The following is a 26,597-nucleotide window of genomic DNA, read 5'->3' as shown; positions in this document are numbered from 1 at the left end:
AAAAGAACGCGCGCACCGATTATTAGTTCGATGCGCGTGCTCTTTCTGCTATCATTTCTTTTCCTGGAAGCGTCAGCCGCACTTCCGTGCCGTAGCCTTCTAGGCTATCGATCACGATTCCGTATCGTTCCCCGAAGTGCAGCCGTATTCTTCTCTGGACGTTCCACAATCCGATTCCTGAACCGCTCTCCTCCCTTTGGCCCTCCCTTTCCTCCAAGAACGTATCGATCAACAGACTCCTCACCTCGGACAGCTTACTTTCCGTAAAGCCCTCTCCGTCATCCCTCACTGTCAGGACCGCTGTCCCCTCCCGAAACTCTCCCGAGACGGACAGGCAGCCGCCCTGGCGACCGCTTAGTCCATGATAGATTGCATTTTCGACGATCGGCTGCAAAATGAATCGCAGCGTCCGGCATGCCAACATGTCCTCGGGAACGGAGATCTCCACCTTGAAGCTGCCCCCATACCGGAACCTCATGATCTTGATATAGGGGTGAATGTAATCGAGCTCCTCTTCTATCGTGCATAACACCTGCTGCTTCTTGAACAACGGTTCCAAAATATCACTAAGCGCGGTAATGCTCTCCGCGATGTTATTCGCCTTGATCATGATCGCCATCCATTTGATCGTATTTAACGTATTGTAGATCAAATGCGGGTTGATCTGCGTTTGCAGCGCTTGGACTTCTATCGTGCGCTTCTCTTCTTCGATCTTTTCCTTCTGTTCAATCACGTTTGCAAGTTCGGAAGACATCAGGTTGAATTGATCAATCAAGATGCCCAGTTCGTTATGGCTGCCTCGTATCTCGACAGTAGCCCCCAGTTTTCCCGCTTTGACTTTCCGAATGGCTGCGGTTAAACGGACGAGAGGCAAGGTAAGCCGTCTGATCCAATATTGGGACAACAGAATGGCGAATGCCAGGCTTGCGAACAGGGTCGCCAGCGCGATCGTTCTGATCTTACCCGCGTCTTGAACGAATATGCTCAACGGAACTTCCAGGATGAGAATCCAATCCAGGCCGTCTACCCGGTAGGCCATCATTTGTTGGCCGTCCCGCTCCAAACTCGCGGATGGCGAACCCTCCAATAAACCAGACTCTAACAAGTTCTGAATGTCGATCCGCTGTCCAATGCGGGACGGATCGTTATGGGAAACGATCATGCCGGTGGAATCGACCATATACATTCTGTCGGTTTGCGTGCTACCCGCCCGGTTATAGATGCTCGTAAAATAATCCAAATCGACATTGATCGCGATGACGCCCGCTTTGCTGCCCGAGAAGAAACTTCGTACCGCCGTAATGTAAGGTTTGGAAACGGCCTGCTTCCGTCTAGCGCCTTTCAGATCGAACTCCCGCTCCCCGTATCCTCCCAGCCATACAAGCTTGCCCGGATCGGATATTGCGCTCTTCCTTAGAATGTTCTGGTAAAAACGATACCCGTCGCCATCCGTTTCCGTTGTCGATTGATTGGCTTCCCGGCTGGCGCTTAAAGCCGTTCCTTCGTCGCTGTAGAAATTGATCGAACGAATATACGAATAGTTGGACATCAGTTGCTTAAACGACTGAAACCCGGCATATAGCAGAACGGTTCGCTCAACCTCCGGCAGCCGGTCCAACGTGATTAGCCTTTGGACGATGCCCGTCTCTCCTGCCTGATTCGGGAATACCATCTGCCTGAAGATATGGTTCATCTCGTTGTGGAACGTATTCAGGTTGTAGTTGTATTGGCTCATTACGTTTAACCCGTTTTCCTTTGAGTTGTTTTTCAGAATGCCGAGAATCGCGTAATAAGCCGCGGCCATACTGACGAGCAATACGACCAGGAACATGCCGATAAAGGACACGATCAGTTGATTGGACAGCTTGCCGCGGAACGTTCTATCGTACTTCTTCTTGGGAATCCCCATGCCCCACCGCCTGACCCTGGACGACGCTCCGCCTTCTGAACGCGTTCGGGCTCATTCCGGTCTCTCTCTTGAACACGCGGCCGAAATAGCTCTCGTCGGCGTATCCGATCCTCTGGGCGACCTCGTAAGATTTAATAAACGTGTGAACAAGCAGTTCCTTGGCACGTTCGATCCGAATCCGGTTCAAATATTCAACAAAGCTGATTTGAAGCTCCTTCTTAAACAAGCTGCTGAAATAATTGGGACTCAAGAACACTTTCTCGGCCACTTGGTGCAATGATATCGCTTCCGCATAATTGTTCTCCATGAACGAGACAGCTTCGGCGATTTCTCTGCTCAGTCGCGGCGCGCCCGAATCATCACGCTTCATCTCGTCTATGTAAGAGACGAACACCTCAATCGCGTCGTCCAGCGTGGCGCAGCCGTGAATTTTCTTGACGCACGCTAGCGCCCGGGAATCCGCCCCATTTCGAAACATCTCGAGATGCAAGATCGGCCAATGAATCCATTTAATCAATAGGCTTTCGATGTGACCCCTCCTTAATTCGCTTACCTCGTCCAGCGAATCAATGCCGGACGCCACTTCCCGCCGATATCGCTCGTCGAGACTGTCCAATTCCGTCAGCATCTTCCGCAATTTGGCTCGACTCCGTTCCGCCGCCGACTCCGGCGCCCTCGCTCCCCACGTGATAACGGCATCGTTGCCCGAAAAATAGAGTAGCTCCAATATCGAGGCGCATTCCCGATACAGCCGGTTCATCGATGAGTAGCCTTGGCCAATCGAGCTCAGTCCGAAAACCGTCGTCGATCCCAGGTAAGTTTTGATCACGTGGCGCACATACCCGATCTTCTCTTCCACCGCCTCATATATGTATCGGTCGCCCTCTCCGCCTTCGAAACCAAACATGAGAATATAGCGTTCGTCCTTCTCGTGAATAGCTTCTACTCGGCCGGAACCGCAGATTACTTCTTCCAGTATGTTAAGCACCGTGAACCGGATCAGACTGCCATGCTGATCTTGCAGCTTCGTTTCGATCCGTTCATACTTGCCGATCGTCATGGCGGCCATGACAATCCGCTCGGGCCGGAACCGAACGTTTAGCCTGGCGGCCAGCGCAGCGAACTCCGTTTCCGAATAGCGGCCGGAAAACAGATAATCTCTAATCAGATTCTGCTTGCGAGCCGATGCGTCCTCGGCAAATTCCACCCCCGCGGCCGTACCCGCTTTCGCTTCCGCGTTTATTTCCTTCCCGAGGCGATCCAGCAAGGCTTCAATTTCCTCGATCGACATTTTCAGCTTTAAGAGGTAATCCTTTACTCCCAATTGAAGCGCTTTCCGAACTAAACCGAATTCTTCGTGAGCAGTCAGTATAACGAATTTGGCGCGCGATCCGCTTTCTTTCATCTTCGTGATCAATTCCAGGCCGTCCATCGCAGGCATCTTGATATCCGTTAATACCAGGTCTGGTTGGTCGTTCAGAGCGGCTTCCCAAGCCAATTGACCGTTGGGCGCGTCGGCGACGACCTGCATGCCGAATTTCTGCCAATCGATCGAATTTTTGAGCCCGATCCGTACCAGCATCTCGTCTTCCGCGATCAGTACTTTTATCAATGAAAATCACAGCCTTTCACTTGATGTCCTGTCTGCAGTCGAAAAAGGAGCCCTAACTATAATTTAACTTAATCGGGCCCCTTGTCCATATATTTTTTTGCGAAAAGAGCGTCGGTAAAGTTAAAATCGGCGGTAAATTAATAGTAAAGGCTGTACTTGATATATTGGTCACCCACACTGATTCTAAAATAAAAGCCTCCGATTCCCGTTTTCATCCGGGCGTTCGGAGGCCGATCATTTGTGGGCAGGCTTTATCGACACTGCTTTGCGTCGTTTACTTGCATTCCTCATATATCCGACTGCCAGCGTCAACAAAATGACAGCCGCGATAAAGAGCCATTCCCGATAATCGTCAGGTACGAATGCATCAATTGCCGGTTCTTGGATCATCATTTTGGCCGCTGTATAGGCTAGTACGCCTGCGCCGATGTAGACGATCCACGGGAAGCGGTTGGTTAGCTTGATGAAGAGCATACTCCCTTTAATAAGTAGTGGAATGCTGATTAGTAATCCGGCAATAACGAGTATAATATTACCATGAGCCGCACCTGCTACAGCGAGTACATTATCGAGGCTCATCACCGCATCAGCCACAATAATCGTGCGCACCGCTCCCCACAGATTGGAGCCTGCCTTCACATCATCATGGTTCTCCTCTTCTACTAACAATTTACTCGCAATCCATAGCAGCAGCAGGCCGCCTACAAGATGAAGCCAAGGCACTTCCAGCAAAAACAATACAAAGATCGTGGCCAGCACACGCATGCCAATCGCCCCGGCCGTTCCCCACAGAACAGCTTTTTTCTGCTGTTCGGCAGGTAAATTTCTACAGGCCAGACCGATGACAATTGCATTATCACCTGACAAAATAAGGTCGATAAACACAATAACAAGCAATGAATATCCTAGATGCAATAGTTCCATAAGCTGCCTTCCTTCAATTCAACTGGACAAGCGGGACATCTCGCGATTGCCCCGCCCTTCTTCCAGCATCAATTAAAATTCTGTTAATTTGATCTGTTTAAAGTAAGTTCTGGATGCTCCTAGTGTGCTCAATCCGAACATGCCGTAACCATACTTTTCATCCTCATGCCGCAAAACTTCTTCTCCGTTAATATGCAGGGTGATAACATTACCTTGTGCAGTGACGTTGAAATCATAATCTTGATGATGCTGCCATGCATATTCGCAGCTTGTCAGCTTTCTAAAGCCAAAATCATTCACATATAAGGATACCCCATTCGCTCCATCAAAACCAACATGATAACCTCGCTGAGCTCCTTGAGCGCGAACAGCTACCAAATGTGTATCTCCATGCTGCGGGTTAAGCGTGACCGCTACGGTATAGTCGGTGGCAAAGTAATTGCCTGTGTAAGCTTCGCAAGCTTCTGCTGTCATCAAGTATAAAGCGCCATTATCGATGCTCCAGGCACCATGATTTTGGGCAAATGGCGTCACGCATCCAAAATTGACCTGCTGCTTGCTGAAATCAATCGTGTAGTCCGCTTTGCCGTGAATCCGAAATTCATCAATAAAGATGCGACCGAGACTTTTGAATTTCTTCAGTGAATAAGACTCCAGCACAATGCCGACCTCATCGACCAAGTCGCCTTCGGTGTCGGGAATTTGGAACTCGACATCCAGCCATTCATTGTTCACCAGCTTGATATAGCCCTGCAGAAGGTCTTGTTTGCTGCTGGCCAGCCGCACATACGGAGCGAAGCCCATCGTCTCATTGCCATTCCATTGATCCAAATATATTTTCATTGAGACCGTTTGACCGGAGTATGCTTTCGGTGCAAATGTCGGCGAATAGCGCTCATCGCTGAAATCATCTCTTGTATAGAATGGTTTATAGTAAATTTTCGACTGCTCGCCGCGAGTCATACGATCAAACAAAACTTCCAGTGAGCCGGTGCCTTTATAAGCTTTTTCAACCGAATGCTGCGTCTGGACAAAGAACGGATCCGATACGCGGAAATTATGCGTCGATCCCGGCAGTTCGAAATCAAAGTAAATTTCCCGCTCCACAAAACTGTCCTGCAACTCTTGCGGACACGGCTCACCCGCCAGGCGATAGCCCAGGATGGCTAATTCTTTTGCATAGGTTGGAATGTCCAAAATGTTCAAGTATCCCGATATACCAGACATAACAATACCGTCATTGATGTCTTTACGATATTTATCCGGTATCCCCTTCATGCCGCAGGCAACCCCCAGTACAGTGCCTACATTCCCGGCATTGCAATCTGTATCCCAGCCGCACATCGTGGCAATTTCCACCGTTCTGCTAAAATCGCCTTGTCCGTAAATGAGCGCTAAAATACATACACCGGCATTCGGAATCATATGGCATACGCCAGGGTATCTGTCATAGCCCCATTCTCTTTCCAGCATATCCCGGCAAGCCCGGAAATCTCCCGGATTGTCCGCATGGAAGGCCAGAACAGCTCTGGCAACTGCTGTGTATAAGGAGGCCGGAGGAATTTGCGCCAGGCCAGCTTCAATAATTTCATTTATATCATCCGTTTCGAATGCCTTGGAAATAGCCGCACAGAAAAATCTTGCACCATGCACGCCTTCACCATCATGGGAGACGCGAGCTGCCGCCTCGCCAAAATCTGCGGCCTTCTTGGGATTGCAAGGATTGACCAATCCCCACGTATCGATGAAAATTTGTCCGCCAATTTGCTCGGCAATCGCCGCGCCGTTCTGTTCGATTGAACCGGATTGCGGAGCTGGAATGCCGCGCTTCAAATTCGTAAACGCTGTATGCTCTGTGCTAATCCCGTAGCCGCCCCACCAAAACATGCCTACGCCTTCACGGGCATAGTTCAACCATGCACGAGCAACATCGTTGGGTTCAATATCACGATCAATCGCATCATCATAGAGTGCCCGCAGAAAGTAAAAGGGACCGTTAGCATCGTCATCTGCCGCAAAGTTTTTATATTCTTTTACATAGCCCGTAATGTCGCCATACGTATTTTTTATTCTTTCATACGTCCAGATGGTCGGCTCCACCGGAGCTCCCAACCGGATTCCGATATTCATCCCCAAGTAGCCCGCATAAATTTTCTCCAAATAATGAGCAGGTATCATTGCACATCAACCGCCTTTCCTCTCGTTATGCCAAGTTGAAGCTGTCTGCGCTCACTGAACGCCAGATCGTTCTCAATAATAATCGTTGCTGCTTCATGAAACTTAATGCACTGCTGTTCAATATTTTGTTTATTGGCACTTTCAAGAAGGGCAATTTCATCTGCAGGAATAGCGGTATAGCCGTGCATCGCTCCCAGAATAGCACCAATCATTACACCGATCGAGTCTGTATCGCGCCCGGAGCTCACTCCATCCTTGATCGCTTCCAGCAGTTCGCCATCATGCAGCACTATATATCCAAGCGCCATGGGCAACTCTTCTATCGAGAACAAGCGGCTTGGCGTATAATGGTTGGATGGAATCCCCAGCTTATCGATGCTGCGATTGACGTCGTCTTTGACAGGTGAATACTTTGCCATTACCTCATGAAAAGCACGGACAACTTTATCGCGATCATGCTTCTCCGGGCGAAGCTCCAATGCTTTTTCACAAATATCTTCAATCGCCATTCTTGTACCATCTTTGGCATACAACAGCGCTGTTTCTACAATATCGGATACGGTAACGTCAGGTTCGAACGCTTTGGCCACACAGCATGCCATTACGCCCGCAGCTTCAAGACCGTAGCTCAATTGATGCCCGGAAGCGAACAAAATCGCTTCATCATAGGCTGCCTTAGGGTTGCAAGCATTGACGATACCGACTGGAGCAATGTACATCGCCGCGCCACAGTTGACCATGTTGCCGTAACCGCCCTCGCGCGGCTCACAATTCGCCAGAACATGCCGGTTAAAAATATGCTTCTCCGGATAGAACAACCGATCCAATATCAATGCTTCCCGGCCAAATTCGGGAATATAGCGCGGGCGAAAGGCAATTTCCTTCACAAACTCATTGGCCATATCGTACGCATCCAAATGCCTGCGCTCCGTACAATACACATTCATCAACGCTAAAGTCATCAACGTATCGTCAGTGACGATACCTTGCCCCCTCATTCTGCCCAATCTTAGAGAATCCGGCCAATCTGCTTTCCACCAGCTCGTCTTGAGCGTGTCGACCCGGCCATATATCTCCTTGATTTGAGCATACGACATTTTTTCTACAACTGCACCTAGCGCATCCCCAAAAGCAATACCGAATATAGCGCCCTTTACTTGTTCTGCAGACAACAACACGGGTTCCCTCCTTCCTTCCTGTACAGGGTGCGTCGAAAAAAACCACACTCCTCTTTTCTATTTATTTGATTGTCTCATTCGCGTATTCCGTCAAATCTTTGCCACCGGCAGCATTCCAATCCTGTACAAACTTATCGAAGTCAGCGCTTGTCTTCTTGCCTGTCACCATATCAGCAGCAAACTCTTTGTAAAGCGCGAGACTCGCATCCCATTTCGCCGCCAACTCATCCGGAATGAGGAAACTATTGTCCTTTGTGGACATGGAAGCCATCATCTCCAAGGAGTCCAGTGCCGGCTTGGACATATAAGGCGTAGCAGCATCGATTTCATAAGGCGGTTTAAAGTTTTCCATCGACTCGACAAAACGCGGCAGCCATTCCGCATGCTTGTCTGTAAGCTTAATTTTTTCGTTCTCCACTACATATTGCTCCCCTTCAATGCCGAGCTTATCGAGCACTTGCCCTTTCGGACTCGTCATATATTCCAGAACTGCGAATGCCATATCTTTATGCTTGGACGTTGCCGCAATGGCAAATCCGCGGCTCTCCTTACTCGCATCCACCGGCGTATAGCCTTGCGCAGCACCACTTGCAGGCGGCAGCGGCGTAATTTCTGAGCCGGCGCCGTTTTGAGCGATCATTTTTTGATTAATGAGGTTAATAGAACCACCTTGATTTGCTGCTACAATTGCCGCTATACCATCATAAAATGCTTTTTCCTTCGTATCCCATTTTTTCGTCAGAAACTCCGGATCGAGAAGGCCTTCCTTATACAGCTTGGCGTAAAACTCCAGTTTTTCTTTTTCCGCAGCTGTTGTTTTACTATAAACATATTGACCATCCTCCCCTTTTATCCAAGTAGACCTCAAGCCAAAGGCCTGTCCAAAAATCGCGTCAAGCTCATCCAAATTGCCTGCTGTCGTTAGAGCGAACTGCGCGCCATTGCTTTCTTTTACTTCCTTTAAAAACTGATAGTAGTTGTCAATCGTCGGCTTTTCCAGCAACGCTTTGCCCGAAGCCGTCTTATCCAGCCAGTCTTGGCGAACGGCCGGGATGACATTGCTCGTCGGCGAAGCCCATACTAAGTAAGGGTAGTTTTTCGTTCTTTCCACATTGTATGGATTCATCGCTGCTTTCACATAAGTGGACTTTTCGATATAAGGAGTTAAATCTTCAAGAATTTTTTGTGTAATCGCAAACTGATAATCCCCGCCCTGGAAATAAATCAGATCCGGAATTTCACCGCTTTGCAGCAGCAGACCCAGCTTTTCGGGATAAGAACCGGACTGCACCTGGGCAAATTTCAGCTTCACATTTTTCCCTTCCTCCTTCATCCCCTCTTCAATTGCCTTTAGCAGCGGATCGTCGGCAGATAAAATCCCTTTATGAGCAATCGTCAATGTGACCGGTTCATCGCCTGAACCTTGAGGAGTTTCAGATGGCGCTTCAGTGTTTTTTGTACTGCAGGCACTAACTACTAACATCAGCATGACTAGCATAAAAGCGGACCTTTTTTTCATGTGATTCCCTCCACAATTGTTAGAATGAACACTATTCTTTTACGCCGCCGTCCATCACCCCTTTAGTGTAATACTTCAGAATAATCGGATAGAGCATCAATATAGGAACGATAGCGATAATAATCGTCGCAGCCTTCAGCGAACCAAAATCAAGCTGGGCGATATTGCTGTTTTTAATAACATCGACAGCGCCTACTAATGCGAGACTGTCCTGTTCAACTACGAATTGTCTTAGCAGCACTTGCAATACCGTGTTTTCTTGGCTGGACAAGAAAATACTCGACTTGAAAAACTCATTCCATTTGGCCACCGCATAAAACATCCCGATCGTCAGCAGCGGAACTCGTGCCAGCGGCAGCACAATCCGTACAAATAACGTCATATGGCCGGCGCCATCGATCTTCGCCGCTTCTGTAAGCGCATCGGGAATTTCCTCAATAAACCGCATCATAAGAATCAAATAATAGACATTGATCAATCGATATAGCACCATAACCCACAAATTATCCAGTAAGTGCATATCTTTCACGACCAAATATTCTTGTACAATGCCCGGCTCAAAAATCATAATAATAATGAGAAAAATCATGAGCGGTGTTTTGAACACCAAATTTTTGCGTGTTAGCACATAAGCCGCCATCGTCGTAAAAAAGATGCTAAAGCATGTCCCGGCAATTGTAATAAATAATGAATTTGCCAGCGCCCGTCCGATAATCGGATTGCTCAGTACGACTTCATAGTTCACAAAGGAAAAACCCCGCGGCCATATTTCATAGCCTTGCAGCAAATGAACTTTAGCCGGATCAGATAAAGATTTGGCCAGTATATTCACAATGGGCACAAACATCGTGAGCGACAGAAGCGTCAGGACAAGCCCAATAATGAGTTTATGAGTAGTCAGTCTTTTTTCCAGCATGTTAACTTCCCCTTACCATGCCCCTTTGGAGGTTAATTTCTTCGATACAAAATGCATGGACAGCACGAGCGCTACCCCAATAACGCTTTTGAACAAATTAGCTGCTGTTGCAAACGAATACTGCCCGTTAAGCAAGCCGAGCCGGTACACATACGTGTCGATAATATCAATCTGGCTGTTGACGGATTCATTCGTGAAGTTCAGAATCTGATCCAGTCCGGCATTCATAATGAAGCCTACATTCAAAATAAAAATCGTGACCATCGGCACATACAAATGAGGAAGCACGATGCGCGTCACAATATGCCAGCGATTCGCTCCATCGATCTTCGCCGCCTCATAGAGACTTTGGTTAATGCCGATAATAGCAGCCAAGTAAATGATCGAATCCCAGCCAATGCCGCGCCAAGCTTCACTTGCCACCAGCACCCAGCGTATGCTGCTCTTGTCTGTCAGAAAATCAGTTGCAGGCAAGCCAAACGTCTGCAGCAGCTGATTGATCATACCCGTTGACGGAGATAGAAACTCAAACCAGACGCCTGCAATAACAACCCAGGATAGAAAATGGGGCAAGTATGATACAACCTGCACCGTCTTGCGAAATTTATTGTTGGCAAATTCATTGAGCATGAGTGCAAACAAGATCGGAATCGGAAAGATGATAAACAATTTCATCGCACTAATAATTAATGTGTTTTCTAATACTTTAAGAAAAATCGGAGTACTGAATAGCTCTTTAAAATATTTGAACCCGACAAACTCATCATCGCCAATGATGCGATAATCGTAAAAAGCCAGCTTCATGCCGATAATGGGCCATACATGAAACAGCACGAAAAATGCTAGGCATGGCAGAAGCATGAGGTATAAAATTTTATCATTCCAAATTTGCCTTCTGCGGGTATGCCCTTTCATTCCTTTCACCTCTGCTTGCCCATTCGTTGTTGGAGTGTTAGTTCCCATATCTTCCCCGCCCGTATTTATAATATAAATATGCAATCGCTTTCTTCGCAGCTGTACAGCGTTTTCATTTATTTAAAAGTATAATAGATTGCCGCTGACCATTCCTCCAATATTCCTTTCAACAATTCCTAAAAACAGCTATTTCCTATGACATGATGATATAGTGGCTGTACTCCTTGGGAGTCATTCCCTCCACTAACTTAAATGCCCGGTAAAACGCGGATTGGCTTTGAAAGCCGCATGACAAATAGACCTCGGTGATCGAAGCGTTCGGATCCCGCAATCTTTTTTTCGATTCCTGAATGCGGATTTTCGTCAAATATTCCTTAAATCCCTCGCCAATCGTTTCTTTAAATAAGTGATAACTGCGCGAAGGGCTTAGCGCGAGGCACTCCGCAATATGTTCCAGTCGAATATCCTCGCTGAACCGCTCATGAATCAGTCTGAGCGCCGGCTGCAGTTTGTTGTAGGCCTGCAAAGAGCGGCTCCATTCCGCCGTCGACATCTCCTTGGAAAAATACCGAAATAGCAACGTACACACCTGAATCAGCAGCCCGCGCACCATGCTTTTATAAGCGCGATTTTGCTCCTGCATTTCTTTCCAAATTTCGTGCATCAAATGTCCAATTTGCGGCGCGATCTGTGCATCCCCAGCTATTCGATTCACAAAATGTTTCGACTTCATAATGAACGGTGTCAGCAGCTCATTCTCCGTGCCTCGCATCAATGATCCGTCAAACTTAACAAAATAAAATGTGCTCGGCATAGCGGCATCCGACTGCGCACGATGCTTTTCCATGTGACTGACCACGAACACATCGCCAGCACGCACCTCATAGCGCTTCTCTTCAAAATAAAATTGCCCCTTTCCCTCAAAACAATAACCGACTTCAAACGCATTATGCCAATGAAAAGGCTCCAACACCGTAAGCGGAACCCACCGCGTTATATGAATCGGAAAGTCCTTACTCAAGTTATAGTCGCGTCTCATTATCGCTCCACCGCCTTCTACCCAGTAATTAATATGTGATTATAGCATGTTTCTTACAAGTGTGTTGACCTCCCTCAATTTTTAACGGGCTTCCTTATGGGCAGCCCCTCTATCATCTTCTTACATCGACAAAAGGCTGAGCCTGGGCTCATTCGTCCCTTGCTCAACCTTATTCGTTCAAACGTCTGATCAGTTATCCGGAATGATGTAAAGTCCCATTCCCTTTAGCCTGCAGCGGCGGCTAGTCCTTGCCTGGCTCAAAAATAAGCACGCCATTAGGCTCAAGCGCCGCTTGCCGGTCCAGCACCGCGCCGGAGAGCAGGTCTCGGCTGCCCGCCGGAAGCTCAAGCTCTATTTCCTTATCCGCGTGGTTAATGGCAAATAAGATGCAGCGTTCTCCTTTCCGGCGTGCCGCTGACTCCACGTCCGGATGGCCAGAAACCCACTCCGGTCTGGCATCGCTTTTGCAAACAATGCCGTCCAGCAGCCGCTCCAAAGCCGCATCATCAGGTGCGGTCGCGATATAATAAGCATTGCCGGCGCCAACTCGCCGCCTCGTAACAGCCGGCGCTCCGTTGATATAGCCCGAGGTGAATTCGGCTATCACCTCGACATCGTCGCCCAGCCTGTGAATGACATCGTACCAGACTTCCGCTTCATACGTCCGCTCTTCCCCGGCAAAAGCAAGCTGCCGCTGCCGTTCTCCGTCCGCCTCAATAATGCCGTAATCGTCAATTTCAATGCCGAGCAGGGCCTTGAAAGGACCTGGCAGCACATCGGCATACATCCGGTTGTCTGCAGATTTGGCTCCGGCGCGGAAATCAAGCACGGCGGTGCCGCCATTTTCTGCATAGACGCGCAGCTTCTCGGCCATCGCTTCATCAGCCATCATCAGATTAGGCAGAATGACGAGCTGGTAAGGCGAGAAATCCGCATCCGGCGAGATGATATCAACCCCTGCCTGACTCCGCTGAAAATAACGGTGGTACCGCTTAACCCCCGCCATGTAGCTGTAGCCCGGCGATTGCGGCTGAATATCGAACACCCACTCGTTCTCGTAGCAGCGAACAATTGCCGCTTTATTGCGGACTACACTGCCTGCCAGCAGCGGAGCGAGCTTCCTCAGTTCCTCGCCGACCTGCTTGACCTCGTCATATTTTCTGCCTGGTACCCCGCTGTGCTGCAAGATACCGTGCCAGAACTGCTCTCCTCCGAACAATGCCGTCCTCCAGCGGAAATAGAGCAGCGCATCCGCACCGTGAGCGATCGACTGATACGTCCACCTTCTCAATTCACCCGGCTCCGGTGTCGTCTTCATCACATTCCCGCCAGGCGTGCCGCTCTGATGCTCAAGAATCCAGTAGCCGCTCCCGTTCTTCAGGCCGCGCGTGATATCATGATGAAGTGCCGGAGTATACGGATTTATTCGCTCACCGTTCGGAAAGTTCGGATAGACGTCCAGCCCGGCGATATCCAGTTCCCCGGACAGCTTGTAATAATCAATTTCGCCAAAAGGCCCCATCATATTGTGCGTAACCGGCTGGTGCGGAGCAGCCCTTCGCAGCAGTTCCGCCTGTACCGACTGGAAGCGGACAATCGCATCCGAGGAGAAGCGGCGGAAGTCGAGCTGAAGTCCCGGATTGTGCAAATCATAGGTTGTCAGCCGGGGCAGCGGCACTTCATCGAAGCTGTTGTAGGTCTGGTTCCAGACAACCGTGCCCCACGCTTCATTCAAGGCGTCAATATCGCCATATTTGCGTTCGAGCCATGAGCGAAAGGCCGACTGGCAGCGGTCGCAATAGCACCAGGTCGTGTCCGCACATCCGAACTCATTGTCAATTTGCCAGCCGACGACTGACGGATTGTTCTTGTAATGCTCAGCCATCGCCCCGACGATCCGGCGTACATAGCTGAGGTAAACATCATTGTTGAAACAGTAATGCATGCGTGTACCGAAACCGCGAACATGTCCCAACGCATCCCTTTTGTACAGATCGGGGTGGCGGTCCATCAGCCATTTCGGCGGTCCTGCCGTAGGGGTGCCCAGAATAACTTTGATGCCAGCCTCGCCAAAAACACGGAGACATCTATCAAGCCAGTCGAATGTAAACTGTCCTTCATACCGCTCCAGCCGCGTCCAGGCAAATTCACCGATTCGCAGCGTGTTGAAGCCGGCCTTCAGCATCAATTCTGCATCACGCTCCCATCGTTCCTCAGGCCAATGTTCCGGATAATAACAAGCGCCAAAATACATCGCTCTCTCCCCTTTCCCCTTTTAATAGATTACCGTTCTCTATACTCCTGCGGCGTCAGGCCAAAATGTTTCTTAAACACCTTCGTAAAATAGGTGTTCTCAAATCCGATCCGTTCCGCAATTTTGTAGACGCGCTCATTGCTTTGCTTCAGCATGGCCGCGGCCTGATCCATGCGCATACGGTGCAAATATTCAGTAAGCGTCTCGTCTGTCTCCAGCTTATAGATTTTGGACAGGTAGACAGGATGCAGGTGAACGTGGTCAGCCAGCGTCTGCAGCGAAACATCCTCAGACAGATGTTCAAGAATATAGCGCTGCACCTGCTCGACCACAGAAGCCCGCACACTGCGAATCCGCTTTTCCATATCTGCCCGCAGCAAACGCAGAACTCCGCAGGCCCATTCTTCAAGCTGCCGGGTAGAACGCAGCTTTCCCTGATCAGCATCGGCCAGCTCCGGATTGCGAATCAGCAGCCTGGACAACAGCCGGCCGTTCTTATGGGCGACATACATATACGAAGCATACAAACTATGGTAGACCTCGTTCCAGTGCTCGCGGGAATCGGCAAACCTGGAACGCAGCTCCCCGATAATCTGCGCCAGCTTCTCCTCCGCGTCATCCCACTTCCCGGCCTCAAGCAGTTGCATGAGATTGGGCGTCCGATACAAATGATCCAGCGAGGCTGTCTCCCTGTGCTCGCGCTCGGCCTCCGCCCCGCCGCCGCAGGTAAATAAAATGCCGCTGTCGCTCCCGACCCGCTGGCGCATCCACGCCTGCCCGGTCTCGTACAGCTCCCGCACCGCTCCCGGAAAACGTCCCGGACCGCTAACGACAATAGAGACATGGCCCTTTAAATAGGTCAGTACGCTCTTCTGCAGCTGTTCGGCGAGCCGTTCGACGGCCGGCGTTTCTTCAACTGACGGCTCGATCGCCGGTCCCGCAGCTTGCTGACCTGCCGGAGCGGAGGCACCGCCGGCTTCAGGCCATTCTGCCGGGGGCGGAGCGGAAGCCACAGCCGAAATCTTCGGCTTTAATGCCACTACAAGGCAGCCGCCGGGGTCGGTAACGCTCCACGTATAGAAATGCTTGCCGAATATTTCCGCCGTCATATTGCCGATCGCAAATTCGAACAGACTCAGGCTCCCCCGGTCGTAAGCCGCGAACCCTTCCTCGATGCGGATCAGCATCAGGAAGCATTCGTCCCCATCTGCGAAGGGAATGTCCAGCTGCTGCAGTCTGTCCGTCAGCCGCTCTGTTCCCCCCAGGCGGCCAACGAGCAGATCGCCGAGCGTATTGCTGCGCAGCATCGGCAGATGTTCACGCAGCGCCGCCTCCATCTGCTGCGCCGAGGTGACACTGTCCCATTCCAGACGCAGCTTCTCCTGCACCTGCCGAATTGTTGCCATGACATCCGCGGCTCGCACAGGCTTGAGCAGGAAATCCTCCACCTCCGCACGGAGCGCCTCCTGAGCATATTGAAACTCTCCATGCCCGGACAGAATGACGGTCCGAATGCCGGTCCATTGGCTGCGAATCTTCTGAATCAGCTCCAGACCGCTCATGCCCGGCATCCGGATATCGGTCATGACAATATCGATGGGATGGAGCTTTAGCAGTTCCAGCGCCTCCAGTCCGTTCTCCGCCCGGTACACCTGCTCCACATCCAGTTCATGCCAGGGAATGGTCAGCGCAAGCCCGTCCAGTACGGATCTTTCATCGTCTACAATAAGCAGCTGAAACAAAGCTCATTCCTCCTTGTCGCCCGGAATATTCCAGTTCAAAATGACGCGCAGTCCTCCCGACTCCGCATGTTCGCAGGATATGCCGGAGCCGGAGCCAAACTTCAGCTGCAGCCGCTGATTGACATTCCAGACGCCATAGCCGCTATTACTATCGACAACAGGCTCGGAAAGGCTCCGCTCCCATTCTTTCAGCCACTCCCCGGTCATGCCTATACCGCTATCCTCCACAACGATGCGCGCCTGCTGCTCCGTGCGGCTGCCGGAAATGACAATGACACCGCCCCCAAGCTTGGGCTCGAGCCCATGAATAACGGCATTCTCCACCAACGGCTGCAGCAGCAAACGGGGGAGCGCAAGCTCCAGCATATCCGCCGGGATGTCAATCTCATAACGGATGCGGCTCATACGCAAATTTTGGATTTCCAGATAACTGTGGATCAGCTCGAGCTCCTCGCGTAATGTAGCGTCCTGCTTTTCCAGCCGGGTCGTATATTTGAAATAGTCACCCAGATTAACGGCCATCCTCTCAGCCGCTTCATTATTGCCAAGACGGACCATATTGACGATAAAGTAGAGACAGTTGTACAAAAAATGGGGATTAATTTGCGATTGCATCTGCTTGAGCTGGGCATCGCGGGCGGTCAGCTGCGCCCGGTATACATTTTCAATCAAATCCTTCATCTGCTCCGACATTTCGTTGAACCGCTGAAAGACGAATTGAAACTCGCTTCCCGCGCGGAGCGTAATGCGGGCCGAGAAATCTCCCCGCTTGATCCGCTGCAGATTGCGCAGCAAATGCTTGATCGGAATCTGCACATTCCGGTAAAGCAGAAAAGCCGCGACTACACTCATGATCAGCAGCAGGGCTGTGGAAACGTAGAACATGGTGTTGCTTTTCTTGATCGGAAGCAGCACCTGCTCCATCGGTACATAATCGACTAACGTCCAGCCAAGCACAGGTGTATTGATACTATTGACCAAATAAGTATGACCATCGATTTCAGTATGAAACGAGTTTTGGGCCGTCCCCGGACGTCCCGCGAGCGCGGCTTTGACTTTAAGCGCCAGCGGCATGTCGACTGTGCTGTTGGCAATCATGCCGCCTGTGCCATCATACAGGAACGGGTCGCTCGTACCGGCTTCCTTGTATTCGTCAAGCATGCGCACCAGGCTGGCATCTGAAAAACGGATTTCTACAATATTGGAGGCTTGCAGCGGAATGGAAGAGGCGGAGAAGGGATTGATCGCGTAATAGTAGAAATCGTATCCCTGTCCCTTTCCTTCCGGTTTCGGCCGCGCCTTCCATCTGTTACTGACCCGGCTGCGCAAATAATCGTCATCGTACTCTAACTCCGGTCCGGGCGTAATGACCTGTCTGGTTGGCGGAAAATAAATCGAAATATCGGCCGGCCATTCCAACGTGTTGCTCTGCACAGAAATACGTCCCTGCAGTTCACTCTTGAATTCGATAATGTCAAAGAAGGATTTGAAGCTCTCCAGCGAGTTGACCGAAGTAAGCGATGGATCGCCGCTAAGCTGAATGGCACTTTTAGACATATGGACGATTTGCGTGTTCAGACGATTCTGGAGATAAGTCAGACGGCTCACAAGCGAATTGGCGATTTCCTGACGGACAACCGATTCTGAGACATAGTTGGAATAACCGTACAGCAGGACGATCGGCACAAGCAGCAGCAAGATGCAGAGTACAATTTTATGAAAAATAGTCAGCCGGGTTTCTTTCATAGCAAACGCTCCCCGTCAAACGGTTATGGAATTGATTCGATTATACTGTTTTTCTTCGCCGCTTTCCATAATCATCCAGGGTATGCCGTCTGCACAGATTCTCCCTTACTCCTTGACCGCCCCCATAACAATCCCTTTGACAAAATATTTTTGCAAGAACGGATAAACGGCCAGGATCGGGAGTGCTCCGATAAAGATTTGCGCCGCCTTTACGGTCCGGCTCGAAATATTCGCCAGCGTGGCAGGGTCGGCTGTAATTTTGGAGAAGTCCTGCTGTACGATAATCGTCTGGAGCAATGTTGCAAGCGGATAAAACTCCGCCCTCGTGTTATAGATCATCCCGTCAAACCATGAATTCCAATGCCCGACCATCGTAAACAAGGCAAGTGTTGCGACAGCAGGCAGCGATAGCGGCAAGTAGACACGGATCATCGTTACTGCATGGCTGGCTCCGTCAATCAGCGCCGACTCCTCCAGCTCCTTCGGAATTCCGCGAAAGAAATTAAGCATCAGAATGACGGAGAAGACTTCGACGGCGCCCGGCAGAACCAGTGCCCAGATCGTGTTGCTTAGACCCAGCTTCATAATCAAAATATAGCTTGGCACAATGCCTCCGCTGAACAGCATCGTAAAGACGAAAAACCATACATATACGTTCCGGCCCCGGAACATTCTGGCCTCCTTCGATAACGGATAGCCCGTCAGCAGCAGAACGACTAGAAACAGCCCCGTTCCGAGCACTGTACGGTATACCGAAATGCCAAGCGCATTCACAAAGTTACGGTTAGTGAACGTTTCCTGGAAAGCATCCCAAGTGAAATCAATCGGCCAGAAATTGACCAAATTGGCGCTGGCCGCTGCCTTGCCGCTGAATGCCACTGCCAGTATATGCACCATGGGCAGCAGACACAGCAGCGCGGTCAACGCCAGAAATACCGTATTCAACACCGTAAAAATACGATAGCCGGTTGTTTTGTAAACCATTGACGGGCGCTCCTTTCTTAAGGGGCGTAATTCTAGAAAATACGATAGTTGCCCCAAACATAAGCCAGCCGGTACGAAATAATGATCAGCACCATCCCGATCAGCGACTTGAACATCCCTACTGCGGTGCCAAAGCCCATTTCCCCCTGCACCATCGCGGTCCGGTAAACAAAGGTATCAATAATGTCGCCTTTATCGTAGACCATCGTATTGTACAGGTTGAAAATCTGGTCAAACCCGGCATTGAGTATGTTGCCCAGCGACAGTGTCGCCAGCACGATTGTAATTGGCATAAGAGCAGGTATCGTAATGTAGAGCGTCTGCTTCCAGCGGTTTGCGCCATCCACAACGCCAGCCTCATACAAGGCCGGGTTAATGCCGGACAATGCCGCGAGAAAGACAATCGTGCTGAAGCCGAATTCCTTCCATACATGGCTGATGACTACTGTCGCTCGAAACCAGTCGCCATCGCCGAGAAAAAAGATCGGCTTTATGCCGAAGATCGTCTGCAGCGCCCGGTTGACCATGCCCCCTTCAACGGACAGCATGTCGATCAGAATGCCGCCAAGGATAACCCAGGACAGAAAATGCGGCAAATAAACAATGGTCTGAATGGTCCGCTTGAAGACTGTCCGCCTGACTTCATTCAGCAGCAGGGCAAAGACGAACGGGACAACCAGCCCTGCGACAATTTTCAGGACCGCGATAACCAGCGTGTTCCAAATAATCTGCAGGCTGTCCGGCTGATCGAACAGCTTGCGGAAATTGTCCAGTCCCACCCAGTCGGATGTCGTAAACCCGAGCCACGGCTTGTAGTTCTGGAAGGCCATGACCAGACCGCCCATGGGCAAGTAAGCAAACAGCAAAATGAGCAGCACCGCGGGAACCAGCATGAGGTGAAGCTGCCAGTTGCGCTTCCAGTTCCACGAAGGGCGCTGCAGGGATGGCGACGATTTGGACATTGTCCCCTCTCCTTTCCGGGTGTGGATAAAACCAGCCGCAGGCGCCCTTGGCGGACGCCCCAGCTTCCAATTGCGGTTGACAATCAATGGGCAACCTGTGCTTTCATAAGCGTTTTACCCGCCGCTTGCCGCTTTGTACCAGTCGCGCACTTCCTTCGTAATCTGCTCGCCGCCAGCTGCGTACCAGTTATTGACGAACTGGTCGAACGCTTCCGGGCCGGCATCGCCGTACATTATTTTCGTAAAGGTCGTCTGCTCCATTTTGGTCAGGTTTTGCCACTTGTCCTTCATCGTCGGCGTCGGCTGCCCAGTGAACAGATCATCAATCGTATGCTCATGCTGAGAAAGGACGATGGACGCGGCCTCCATCTGAATTTTGGAGCCGGCGCTCAGCCTCTTCTCATACGGCGTGACCGCCTCCTTGCCTTTGTACAGATCAGCCAGCGTTTGAACGAAAGCCGACGGAGTACGCGGCGGGATGGTCGGGAAATACTTTTGCGGATCTGCGAAACCGCCGGGAATTTTGTCTTGTGCATATACCGGCTTGCCGTCGATGATCGTATAATCGTAGTCTTGGGCAAAGCCATATTCGAACTCGTCACCCGCCTTAGGATCGTTGAAATGGTCATACAAGTAATTTTGCAGGGTGAAGAAGATTTCAGGATTTTTCATATCTTTATTAATCAGGGTCACCAGGTTATGGGTCCCTTCGCTTCGCTGCATCAGCTTGCCCTCGGGTCCGACCGGCAGCGGGTAAGGCTTGACGACGGCGCCTGGAACATTTTTAACCACATCCTGCAGCGGCCATTCGTACAGCCAGGTCGGCCCCATGGCCATGCCTGCTTTGCCGGAAGTGAACAGTTCTGAAGCCTTCATCTCATCCTGCAGCGCCACTTCTTTGTGGAAGTAGCCCTTCTCGATCCATTCTTTGAATTTCCCCAACGTTTGCTTGATTTCAGGCCGAACGGAGCCGTACACGATCTCGCCCTTCTCATCCTTCTGCCAAGCCTGAGGGATAGCTCCAAACGCGCCGAACAGCGGTCCGCCGCCGATCCAGGCGTTGTAGTCCGATTTCAGCGTCAGCGCCATGCCGTAGGTGTCCTTCTTGCCGTTGCCGTCAGGGTCGCCGTTGACGAATGCATCCATGACCTTCTCAAGCTCCTCGATATTGGTCGGAGCCTTCAAGTTCAGCTTGTCGAGCCAGTCCTGGCGAATCCAGAGCGCATCGTCATGCTGCATAATGTAATCGATGCCGGGAATGCCGTACTTCTTACCATCCCGTACATAAGGCAGCCATGCATTCGGCACCTCAGCCATCGCTTTCTTGTAATTTTCTGAAGCGTATTTCTCAAACAGCTCGCCGACCGGCTGGAATTTACCGGAGTCAATCATGTCTGGCGCGAGATAGTTCGGCACTTCGAGAATGTCAGGCATCGGCTCGTTTGCCGTCAGCGACAGCATCAGCTTTGTTTTATAAGCATCATTGGCCTTCGGCGTGGTCCATAAATATTTGATATTGATGCCGAGCCTGTCTTTTGCCCATCTCGAAAACACGTTGTTGTCAATCGTTTCGCCGTTCTTGAATTTCATGGAGTCGTCAAAAGCCTTTACAGTCGTAAAAGTTACCTCTGGCGAATACTTCCCATCTACCATTGGCAGTCCTTTAGCCCCGTTGCCGCCGTTATTGCCTCCATCGTTGCCGGCGCTGCCGCTGCCGTTGTTTCCTCCGCCACAGCCGGCTGTCATCGCCGCGGCAAGCGTCAGCGTTATCAGAACTGCAAAGCGTTTACGTCCCTTTTTACTCATTGCCTTTCCCCCTCAGTATTGATGAAATACCTCGTCAGGCCCTACCGCTTGGTCTGAATTAAGTATAAGATTTATCCCTGTAACGGGTAAATTGTAACCGCTTAACATTCATAGTCTTTTGTTATCGAATTCCAAATTTCCAGTACCGGTTGCGGTATAATGATACCGAAAGAACAGTTTCTACTTTTCACAATAATGGAAAGAAGGCGAACCCGCTATGCTGGAACCGGATCTTGCCGCACTGCGTCCTGAGGATACGCTGGATAGGCTGGACGATTACCATTTTCCGCCGTACATTACACTGGCCCATATTTTCAACGCTCCATCCGGTTGGGGCTTTTCCGGCAGAGTTTTAGAGCAGTATGCCATAAATTATGTATTGGACGGCGCCGGTGAATTCACAATCAACGGCTCATCCACCCTCGTGGAGAAAGGCGATGTGTTCTTCTACGGCCCGGGTGAACGGCATGGACTGGGCACTGTTCCCGGACGTGATTTCCTGTCGATAACCATTGTCTTTCACTGGTCGGGGTCCCCGTTCCCATTTGATCGGCTCATGCGGCAGGAGCATTTGCTGGGCAACTATAGCGGCCATCCTGTCGAGGCCCATTTCTCTGAGCTGACTGCCAAATACGGACAGCCCGGTCTGCATCACGGACTAGCCTGCCAAGGCCTACTGCTGCAGATCCTTTCCCATACCTGCGCGGAAGGCAGGCAGCAGCATCTAAGGCAAGGCAATCTGCGCCCGAACGTTTCCAAGCTGGTGCAGGTAAAAAATCATATTGCCGACCACCCCGAGCGGGCGCTGGATTCGGCCGAGCTGGAACGGCTGTCGGGGCTGAGCTGGAACTACCTGATCACAAGCTTCAATCGCGCCTTCGGCGTCACTCCCGCCCAATTCCTGATTTGGGTACGCATTCGCAAAGCAAAGGAACTGGCGCTGCAAACGCCGCTCTCCTTCGGTGAAATTGCTGAACGTGTCGGATACCATGATGTTCACACTTTCGGCAAGCTGTTTAAAAAGAAGACGGGAATGAGTCTGTCGGCATTTTGCTCCTCCGTTTGCCGCGCAGATTATGAGATCGATTGGCCCGGCAAAGGGCAGCGCAGCAGAAAATCGTAATTTTGGACACCATTTTCACCATCGCGCCTAAATACAATGAAGCGGCCCGGCACTATAATGGGTGACAGAATATTTGATCTCATTATGGAAAGGGGTTTCATCTAATGAGCCGTCCACTTTTGCTGGCTGTCGGCAATGAGAACAAAAGGCTGAATTGGAATATAGCGGATGACGAGGCCATTCTGACGGACCTGAAGTCAGGAAGGGTAATCTGGAAGGGCGGATTGCTTCCGGCGTGGGAGCTTGCAGCCCGGGATAGTCACATCTATGTGAAAGCACGGGCATGGGCACTTGAATCTAACGAAGAAGGAGGCTTTACGATCAAATTCGCGCTAGACGGCTATGGCACAGGTACAATGGAATGTGAAGCTGCGGAATGCAAGCTGCGGCTATCCCGCCTGCAGGTGGATTGGGACAAGGAGACCGCTGTTGTCGCCCTTTATTTCGGCACGCGATTAATGACTCCGCTGGAATTGTCGCGCGCTCCGCGGACCGACAAGAGCTTCTGGCCGGATTGGTCGGCGGACGGCTATTGCGTCCCTGCTGCCGGCTCAAATCCTACCAGTTCGTTTTTTCGCTCCTGGGATATGGGAGACGCCAGACTGCCGCTCGGCAGCTTCGGCGATGCGATGGGAACCCCCTATGCAGCCGCCTTCCCCCGCCCCATCTATGCGGCGGCCATGGGCGGACATAGCGGATGGGCTGCCTTCGGCCCAGGTGAAGTGCCTGACGGCGCGCTTGCGCTGCAGCTGCAAGCCACTACGTGCTGCCTTTATTATCTGTACCGCGAAGATCTGTGGGGGGCGCCCCCGGGTCTGCGCCGCGTATGGAATGAACCTCTGCGGATAAGCTGGGGGGATTCCGGCTACGAGGCTCTAAGCAGTCTGTACCGGACGTTCGGGCCATTTACGCCAAAGGACGAACGGCATCAGCGCTCGTTCCTGTGCACTTGGGGGGATTTCAAGGAGGGCCGCTTTGATTTGCAACGGTTTACTGAACGTGTTGCCGCCGAAACGCCGGCCGATATGATCATTCTGGATGATCATTGGGAGACATATAACGGCAGCGCGGAACCAAATCTGGAGCTGTTCCCCGATTTTGAAGGCGATCTGCAACGCATGCGGGACAGCGGCTATGAGGTCGCCTTCTGGCAGTCCATAGGCTGGATCGATCAGCCGGAGCTCTCGGGCCTCACGGATGAGGACTTGCTCTGCGGGGTGAACGGTGTGCCGCGCCAATGGCGCTGGTCAGGCAATCCGCTGGCCGGAAGCGGCTATCACTACTGCCTTGATCCCAGCTCCCCGAATACGCGGGCATTTATTACACAGCGCACCAAGCGGCTGATCCGAACCTGGAAGCCGGCAGCGCTGAAGCTGGATTTCGGCTACGGTTTCCCCGGTCCGGATGCGTGCGTGCCGCGAAATACGGCCTTTCGAGGAGAACGGCTCGCCTATGAGCTGCTGCGCCTGATTGTGGAGGCAGCCAAAGAGGAGGATCCCAGTATTACGATCATCTACTATGGCATCCATCCCCTCTTGCACGATGTGACCGATATGATCAATATCGATGATTTGGGCGATGCCGGGGATAGCGCCGCTTATGAGAGATCCGGCCACAACCAGCGCTGCCTGTGGACATCATTGGCAGCCGCTCACGGTATGGCCATCAATACATCGACCGGGTATTACTGGGGTGCATTCTCTTCCATTTTGCTGGACACCGCCGTCGTTGGAGCGAACGGGTTGACACTAGGCGAATTCGACTCTCAAGGCAAGCGGATCAATCCGTTTTTGCTGAACCGTTGGCATGCTTTGCAAGCATGGCGCCGCCGCAGCTGCGGCTGGAAGCCGCTCTGGCTGGAGGCCGAACTGGGCGGGCTTGGCGCAGAGCCGAATATTGTCTCATGGGGCAGAATAGAAACCGCGAACGGCCAAGATATTGTCACAGCATTTGCGCTTCGCGGCATTCCGGAGCAGCGGACAAAGCCTTGGACCGGGTATGAGCGTGAACAAGCTGGATGTGACAGCTCTGGCAGCTTGGATGCATTCAGCAGCTTCAGCAGTTACGGCAACTACGGCAGCTCCAACGGCAAACGTTATGAGCAAGCGGAATATATCCGTTTTACAGGGGACTGGGCATTGATTGCCCAAGATCATTGCGATGTTCGAAGCTCCCGTAAATTGGCCTGCATTCCATTCCGGCCCGGCGTATTATTGCTGAAGCGCAATTTTGCAGCCGTAACCTCATACGGTGTTGTCGAGGGTGCATTGAAGCCGCTTCATACATGGACATGCGAAGACCTGCCCGGACTTCGGCTCGAAATACACGAGGAAGAGCTGGAGCGGATAGCGGGATTTATCGTGGAGTAAACACGAAGAACCACCTTCCGGCATGTGATGCCGGATAGTGGTTCTTTGCATGCTTTAAATCCGTTTCATTGCTTAATTTAACGGAGCCATTTCACCAGCCAATCGTAAGCTTTGGCCCCGCTGATCTCATGATTGCCGGCAAAACTGTCGGCATCAACCGCCTGCTCCTCACCCAGCAGCCGGTACGCTTCCCGAACGCGGTCAAGTGCGCCCGCTGCCGACGTCTTCGGGAAAATTCGATCTTCCGATCCAATCTCGGCAAGCAGCGGCCGCGGCGCGATCAGGCTGATAATATCCGGGAGCTCGGCGTGCCGGCTTAATCCGGGAATATAGTTATCGACACAATGATGAATGGACAAGATGCTCTCTTTAAAGGTGCTGATATAACCGCTGACTACCGTAGCTTTAATACGGTCATCGAGCGCGGCTGAGAAGGAAACGACGAGCCCGCCGCCGGAGATGCCCATCATGCCAATGCGCTGTGCATCAACATCCGGTCTGGCTTGCAAGTAGTCAACGGTACGAAGCGCTTCGTATACCCGATGCCCTGACATTGTATGGCCCATTTGCAATAAAAAAGTCGATATAGAGTGGCATGAGCTATATTCTCCCCTGTCGTACTCCGCTTTCATTTTGCGTTCTCCGAAGCCGAGCAGCTCCGGTGCCACGACTAGAAATCCGCGCTTTACAAGCTCCACAGCGAACTGCTTCTGGTAGCCGGGATCGCCTTCGATCTTGTTCCCGTCGGGGTCCAGCCCGACGATCTCCTTGCTGCCATAGCCGTGACCGTGACAGGCTACAATAGCGGGGAAGCCCCCCTCGGAACTGCCCTCTTCAGGGATAAGCACATACGCCGGCATTCTCAATCCCGGAAACGTGGTGAACTCGACACTTTGCCGGATGTAGCCGTCGCATCGCTCTTCTTCCAGAACGACCGCGCCCAGCTCGGCCGGTATTTCCGGAAACCCGCCCAGATCGTCGATCAGCTGCGTTCTCAACGCTTTCTGCCAACTCTCCCACTCCGCCTCGTCCTGCGCCCCAAAGCGATATTTGGGTATGACACTGTCGTACATGGCTTGCAAATAATGATCCGGATGCCGCATCTTATTCCCCGTCCTTTCTTAGCTTCTTCAGGTTCTCTTGGGCCTTCCCTGTGCTGAAAACCCGACTTTTTGAACACACACTTCAAGAAAAATAAAAAGACGTATTCGCTTCTATCATCTCTAATCTCCGCGAACAAAGCAAACGAATAATTTCAACATTTATGATCTTCTCAATCAGGCTGGCGGCCACTCCACTAGTCCGTTCCTTTCACCAGACCATATTTTGTTTTAATCCGATCGAGCTTCTCAATCATGGGCCCAGCACACACGAATGTTTGGAGGAGTTTAAGAGTAAAAAAAGATGTACATAATAAGTGT

18 protein-coding genes are annotated in these 26,597 nt (G+C 51.2%); 2 read left to right on the top strand and 16 right to left on the bottom strand.

The genetic code is table 11. The features are described 5' to 3' along the window. Positions 1-22: 22 nt before the first annotated feature. From ACFQ0N_RS28705 to ACFQ0N_RS28635, 15 genes are all read right to left on the bottom strand, one after another. Complete coding sequence (locus ACFQ0N_RS28705) at positions 23-1,909, bottom strand: cache domain-containing sensor histidine kinase (RefSeq protein WP_379332895.1); 1,887 nt, start codon at positions 1,907-1,909, stop codon at positions 23-25. Then, a complete protein-coding gene (locus ACFQ0N_RS28700) occupies positions 1,881-3,521 on the bottom strand; it encodes a response regulator (RefSeq protein WP_379332893.1) in 1,641 nt (546 codons plus the stop codon). The genes ACFQ0N_RS28705 and ACFQ0N_RS28700 overlap by 29 nt, the downstream gene beginning before the upstream one ends. Positions 3,522-3,755: 234 nt before the next feature. Beyond that, positions 3,756-4,445 (bottom strand): TerC family protein, encoded by a 690-nt coding sequence (locus ACFQ0N_RS28695; RefSeq protein ID WP_379332890.1) that lies wholly within the window; start codon positions 4,443-4,445, stop codon positions 3,756-3,758. A 72-nt stretch (positions 4,446-4,517) separates the two neighbouring features. Then, on the bottom strand, positions 4,518-6,623 hold the full coding sequence (locus ACFQ0N_RS28690) for an ADP-ribosylglycohydrolase family protein (RefSeq protein ID WP_379332888.1): 2,106 nt from the start codon (positions 6,621-6,623) through the stop codon (positions 4,518-4,520). After that, the gene (locus ACFQ0N_RS28685; RefSeq protein ID WP_379332886.1) at positions 6,620-7,801 is read right to left on the bottom strand and encodes an ADP-ribosylglycohydrolase family protein; all 1,182 of its coding nucleotides are present in this window, start codon (positions 7,799-7,801) and stop codon (positions 6,620-6,622) included. The genes ACFQ0N_RS28690 and ACFQ0N_RS28685 overlap by 4 nt, the downstream gene beginning before the upstream one ends. A 61-nt stretch (positions 7,802-7,862) precedes the next feature. Next, complete coding sequence (locus tag ACFQ0N_RS28680) at positions 7,863-9,320, bottom strand: extracellular solute-binding protein (RefSeq protein WP_379332884.1); 1,458 nt, start codon at positions 9,318-9,320, stop codon at positions 7,863-7,865. Positions 9,321-9,351: 31 nt separating this feature from the next. Continuing rightward, entirely contained in the window at positions 9,352-10,236 is an 885-nt protein-coding gene (locus ACFQ0N_RS28675; RefSeq protein WP_379332882.1) for a carbohydrate ABC transporter permease, read from the bottom strand. Positions 10,237-10,248: 12 nt separating this feature from the next. Beyond that, positions 10,249-11,151 carry an ABC transporter permease gene (locus ACFQ0N_RS28670; RefSeq protein ID WP_379332963.1) on the bottom strand — a complete coding sequence of 301 codons (903 nt, stop codon included), beginning with the start codon at positions 11,149-11,151 and terminating at the stop codon, positions 10,249-10,251. Between the two features lie 193 nt (positions 11,152-11,344). After that, entirely contained in the window at positions 11,345-12,190 is an 846-nt protein-coding gene (locus tag ACFQ0N_RS28665) for an AraC family transcriptional regulator (protein WP_379332880.1), read from the bottom strand. A gap of 241 nt (positions 12,191-12,431) precedes the next feature. Further along, entirely contained in the window at positions 12,432-14,444 is a 2,013-nt protein-coding gene (locus ACFQ0N_RS28660) for a beta-galactosidase (protein ID WP_379332878.1), read from the bottom strand. A 29-nt stretch (positions 14,445-14,473) separates the two neighbouring features. After that, positions 14,474-16,186, bottom strand: coding sequence for a response regulator (locus ACFQ0N_RS28655; protein ID WP_379332876.1), 1,713 nt, complete (start codon positions 16,184-16,186; stop codon positions 14,474-14,476). Positions 16,187-16,189: 3 nt separating this feature from the next. Then, positions 16,190-17,932 carry a sensor histidine kinase gene (locus ACFQ0N_RS28650; RefSeq protein WP_379332874.1) on the bottom strand — a complete coding sequence of 581 codons (1,743 nt, stop codon included), beginning with the start codon at positions 17,930-17,932 and terminating at the stop codon, positions 16,190-16,192. A gap of 105 nt (positions 17,933-18,037) precedes the next feature. Further along, a complete protein-coding gene (locus ACFQ0N_RS28645; protein ID WP_379332872.1) occupies positions 18,038-18,916 on the bottom strand; it encodes a carbohydrate ABC transporter permease in 879 nt (292 codons plus the stop codon). A 32-nt stretch (positions 18,917-18,948) separates the two neighbouring features. Further along, positions 18,949-19,878 (bottom strand): ABC transporter permease, encoded by a 930-nt coding sequence (locus ACFQ0N_RS28640; RefSeq protein ID WP_379332870.1) that lies wholly within the window; start codon positions 19,876-19,878, stop codon positions 18,949-18,951. Positions 19,879-19,992: 114 nt separating this feature from the next. Beyond that, on the bottom strand, positions 19,993-21,684 hold the full coding sequence (locus ACFQ0N_RS28635) for an extracellular solute-binding protein (RefSeq protein ID WP_379332868.1): 1,692 nt from the start codon (positions 21,682-21,684) through the stop codon (positions 19,993-19,995). Between the two features lie 217 nt (positions 21,685-21,901). Here ACFQ0N_RS28635 and ACFQ0N_RS28630 point away from each other — a divergent pair, with 217 nt between their 5' ends. Further along, a complete protein-coding gene (locus ACFQ0N_RS28630) occupies positions 21,902-22,807 on the top strand; it encodes an AraC family transcriptional regulator (RefSeq protein WP_379332866.1) in 906 nt (301 codons plus the stop codon). A 104-nt stretch (positions 22,808-22,911) separates the two neighbouring features. Continuing rightward, complete coding sequence (locus ACFQ0N_RS28625; RefSeq protein WP_379332864.1) at positions 22,912-25,176, top strand: alpha-amylase family protein; 2,265 nt, start codon at positions 22,912-22,914, stop codon at positions 25,174-25,176. Positions 25,177-25,253: 77 nt separating this feature from the next. Here the strand turns inward: ACFQ0N_RS28625 and ACFQ0N_RS28620 are convergent, their stop codons facing one another. Beyond that, positions 25,254-26,279, bottom strand: coding sequence for an alpha/beta hydrolase family protein (locus tag ACFQ0N_RS28620; RefSeq protein WP_379332862.1), 1,026 nt, complete (start codon positions 26,277-26,279; stop codon positions 25,254-25,256). Between the last annotated feature and the right edge of the window lie 318 nt (positions 26,280-26,597).

Origin of the sequence: Paenibacillus sp. GCM10027626, assembly GCF_042676285.1 — a bacterium.
Lineage (GTDB): Bacteria > Bacillota > Bacilli > Paenibacillales > Paenibacillaceae > Paenibacillus_Z.
The sequence above is the reverse complement of the archived record's forward strand: the minus strand, read 5'-3'. Positions and strand labels throughout refer to the sequence as shown.

Bases quoted from the DNA above. Each gene is read 5' to 3' on its own strand.
- ACFQ0N_RS28665 (WP_379332880.1), bottom strand. From the start codon at position 12,190: ATGAGACGCGACTATAACTTGAGTAAGGACTTTCCGATTCATATAACG.
- ACFQ0N_RS28640 (WP_379332870.1), bottom strand. From the start codon at position 19,878: ATGTCCAAATCGTCGCCATCCCTGCAGCGCCCTTCGTGGAACTGGAAG.
- ACFQ0N_RS28630 (WP_379332866.1), top strand. From the start codon at position 21,902: ATGCTGGAACCGGATCTTGCCGCACTGCGTCCTGAGGATACGCTGGAT.
- ACFQ0N_RS28635 (WP_379332868.1), bottom strand. From the start codon at position 21,684: ATGAGTAAAAAGGGACGTAAACGCTTTGCAGTTCTGATAACGCTGACG.
- ACFQ0N_RS28695 (WP_379332890.1), bottom strand. From the start codon at position 4,445: ATGGAACTATTGCATCTAGGATATTCATTGCTTGTTATTGTGTTTATC.
- ACFQ0N_RS28690 (WP_379332888.1), bottom strand. From the start codon at position 6,623: ATGATACCTGCTCATTATTTGGAGAAAATTTATGCGGGCTACTTGGGG.
- ACFQ0N_RS28670 (WP_379332963.1), bottom strand. From the start codon at position 11,151: ATGAAAGGGCATACCCGCAGAAGGCAAATTTGGAATGATAAAATTTTA.
- ACFQ0N_RS28705 (WP_379332895.1), bottom strand. From the start codon at position 1,909: ATGGGGATTCCCAAGAAGAAGTACGATAGAACGTTCCGCGGCAAGCTG.
- ACFQ0N_RS28620 (WP_379332862.1), bottom strand. From the start codon at position 26,279: ATGCGGCATCCGGATCATTATTTGCAAGCCATGTACGACAGTGTCATA.
- ACFQ0N_RS28650 (WP_379332874.1), bottom strand. From the start codon at position 17,932: ATGAAAGAAACCCGGCTGACTATTTTTCATAAAATTGTACTCTGCATC.
- ACFQ0N_RS28680 (WP_379332884.1), bottom strand. From the start codon at position 9,320: ATGAAAAAAAGGTCCGCTTTTATGCTAGTCATGCTGATGTTAGTAGTT.
- ACFQ0N_RS28660 (WP_379332878.1), bottom strand. From the start codon at position 14,444: ATGTATTTTGGCGCTTGTTATTATCCGGAACATTGGCCTGAGGAACGA.
- ACFQ0N_RS28645 (WP_379332872.1), bottom strand. From the start codon at position 18,916: ATGGTTTACAAAACAACCGGCTATCGTATTTTTACGGTGTTGAATACG.
- ACFQ0N_RS28675 (WP_379332882.1), bottom strand. From the start codon at position 10,236: ATGCTGGAAAAAAGACTGACTACTCATAAACTCATTATTGGGCTTGTC.
- ACFQ0N_RS28625 (WP_379332864.1), top strand. From the start codon at position 22,912: ATGAGCCGTCCACTTTTGCTGGCTGTCGGCAATGAGAACAAAAGGCTG.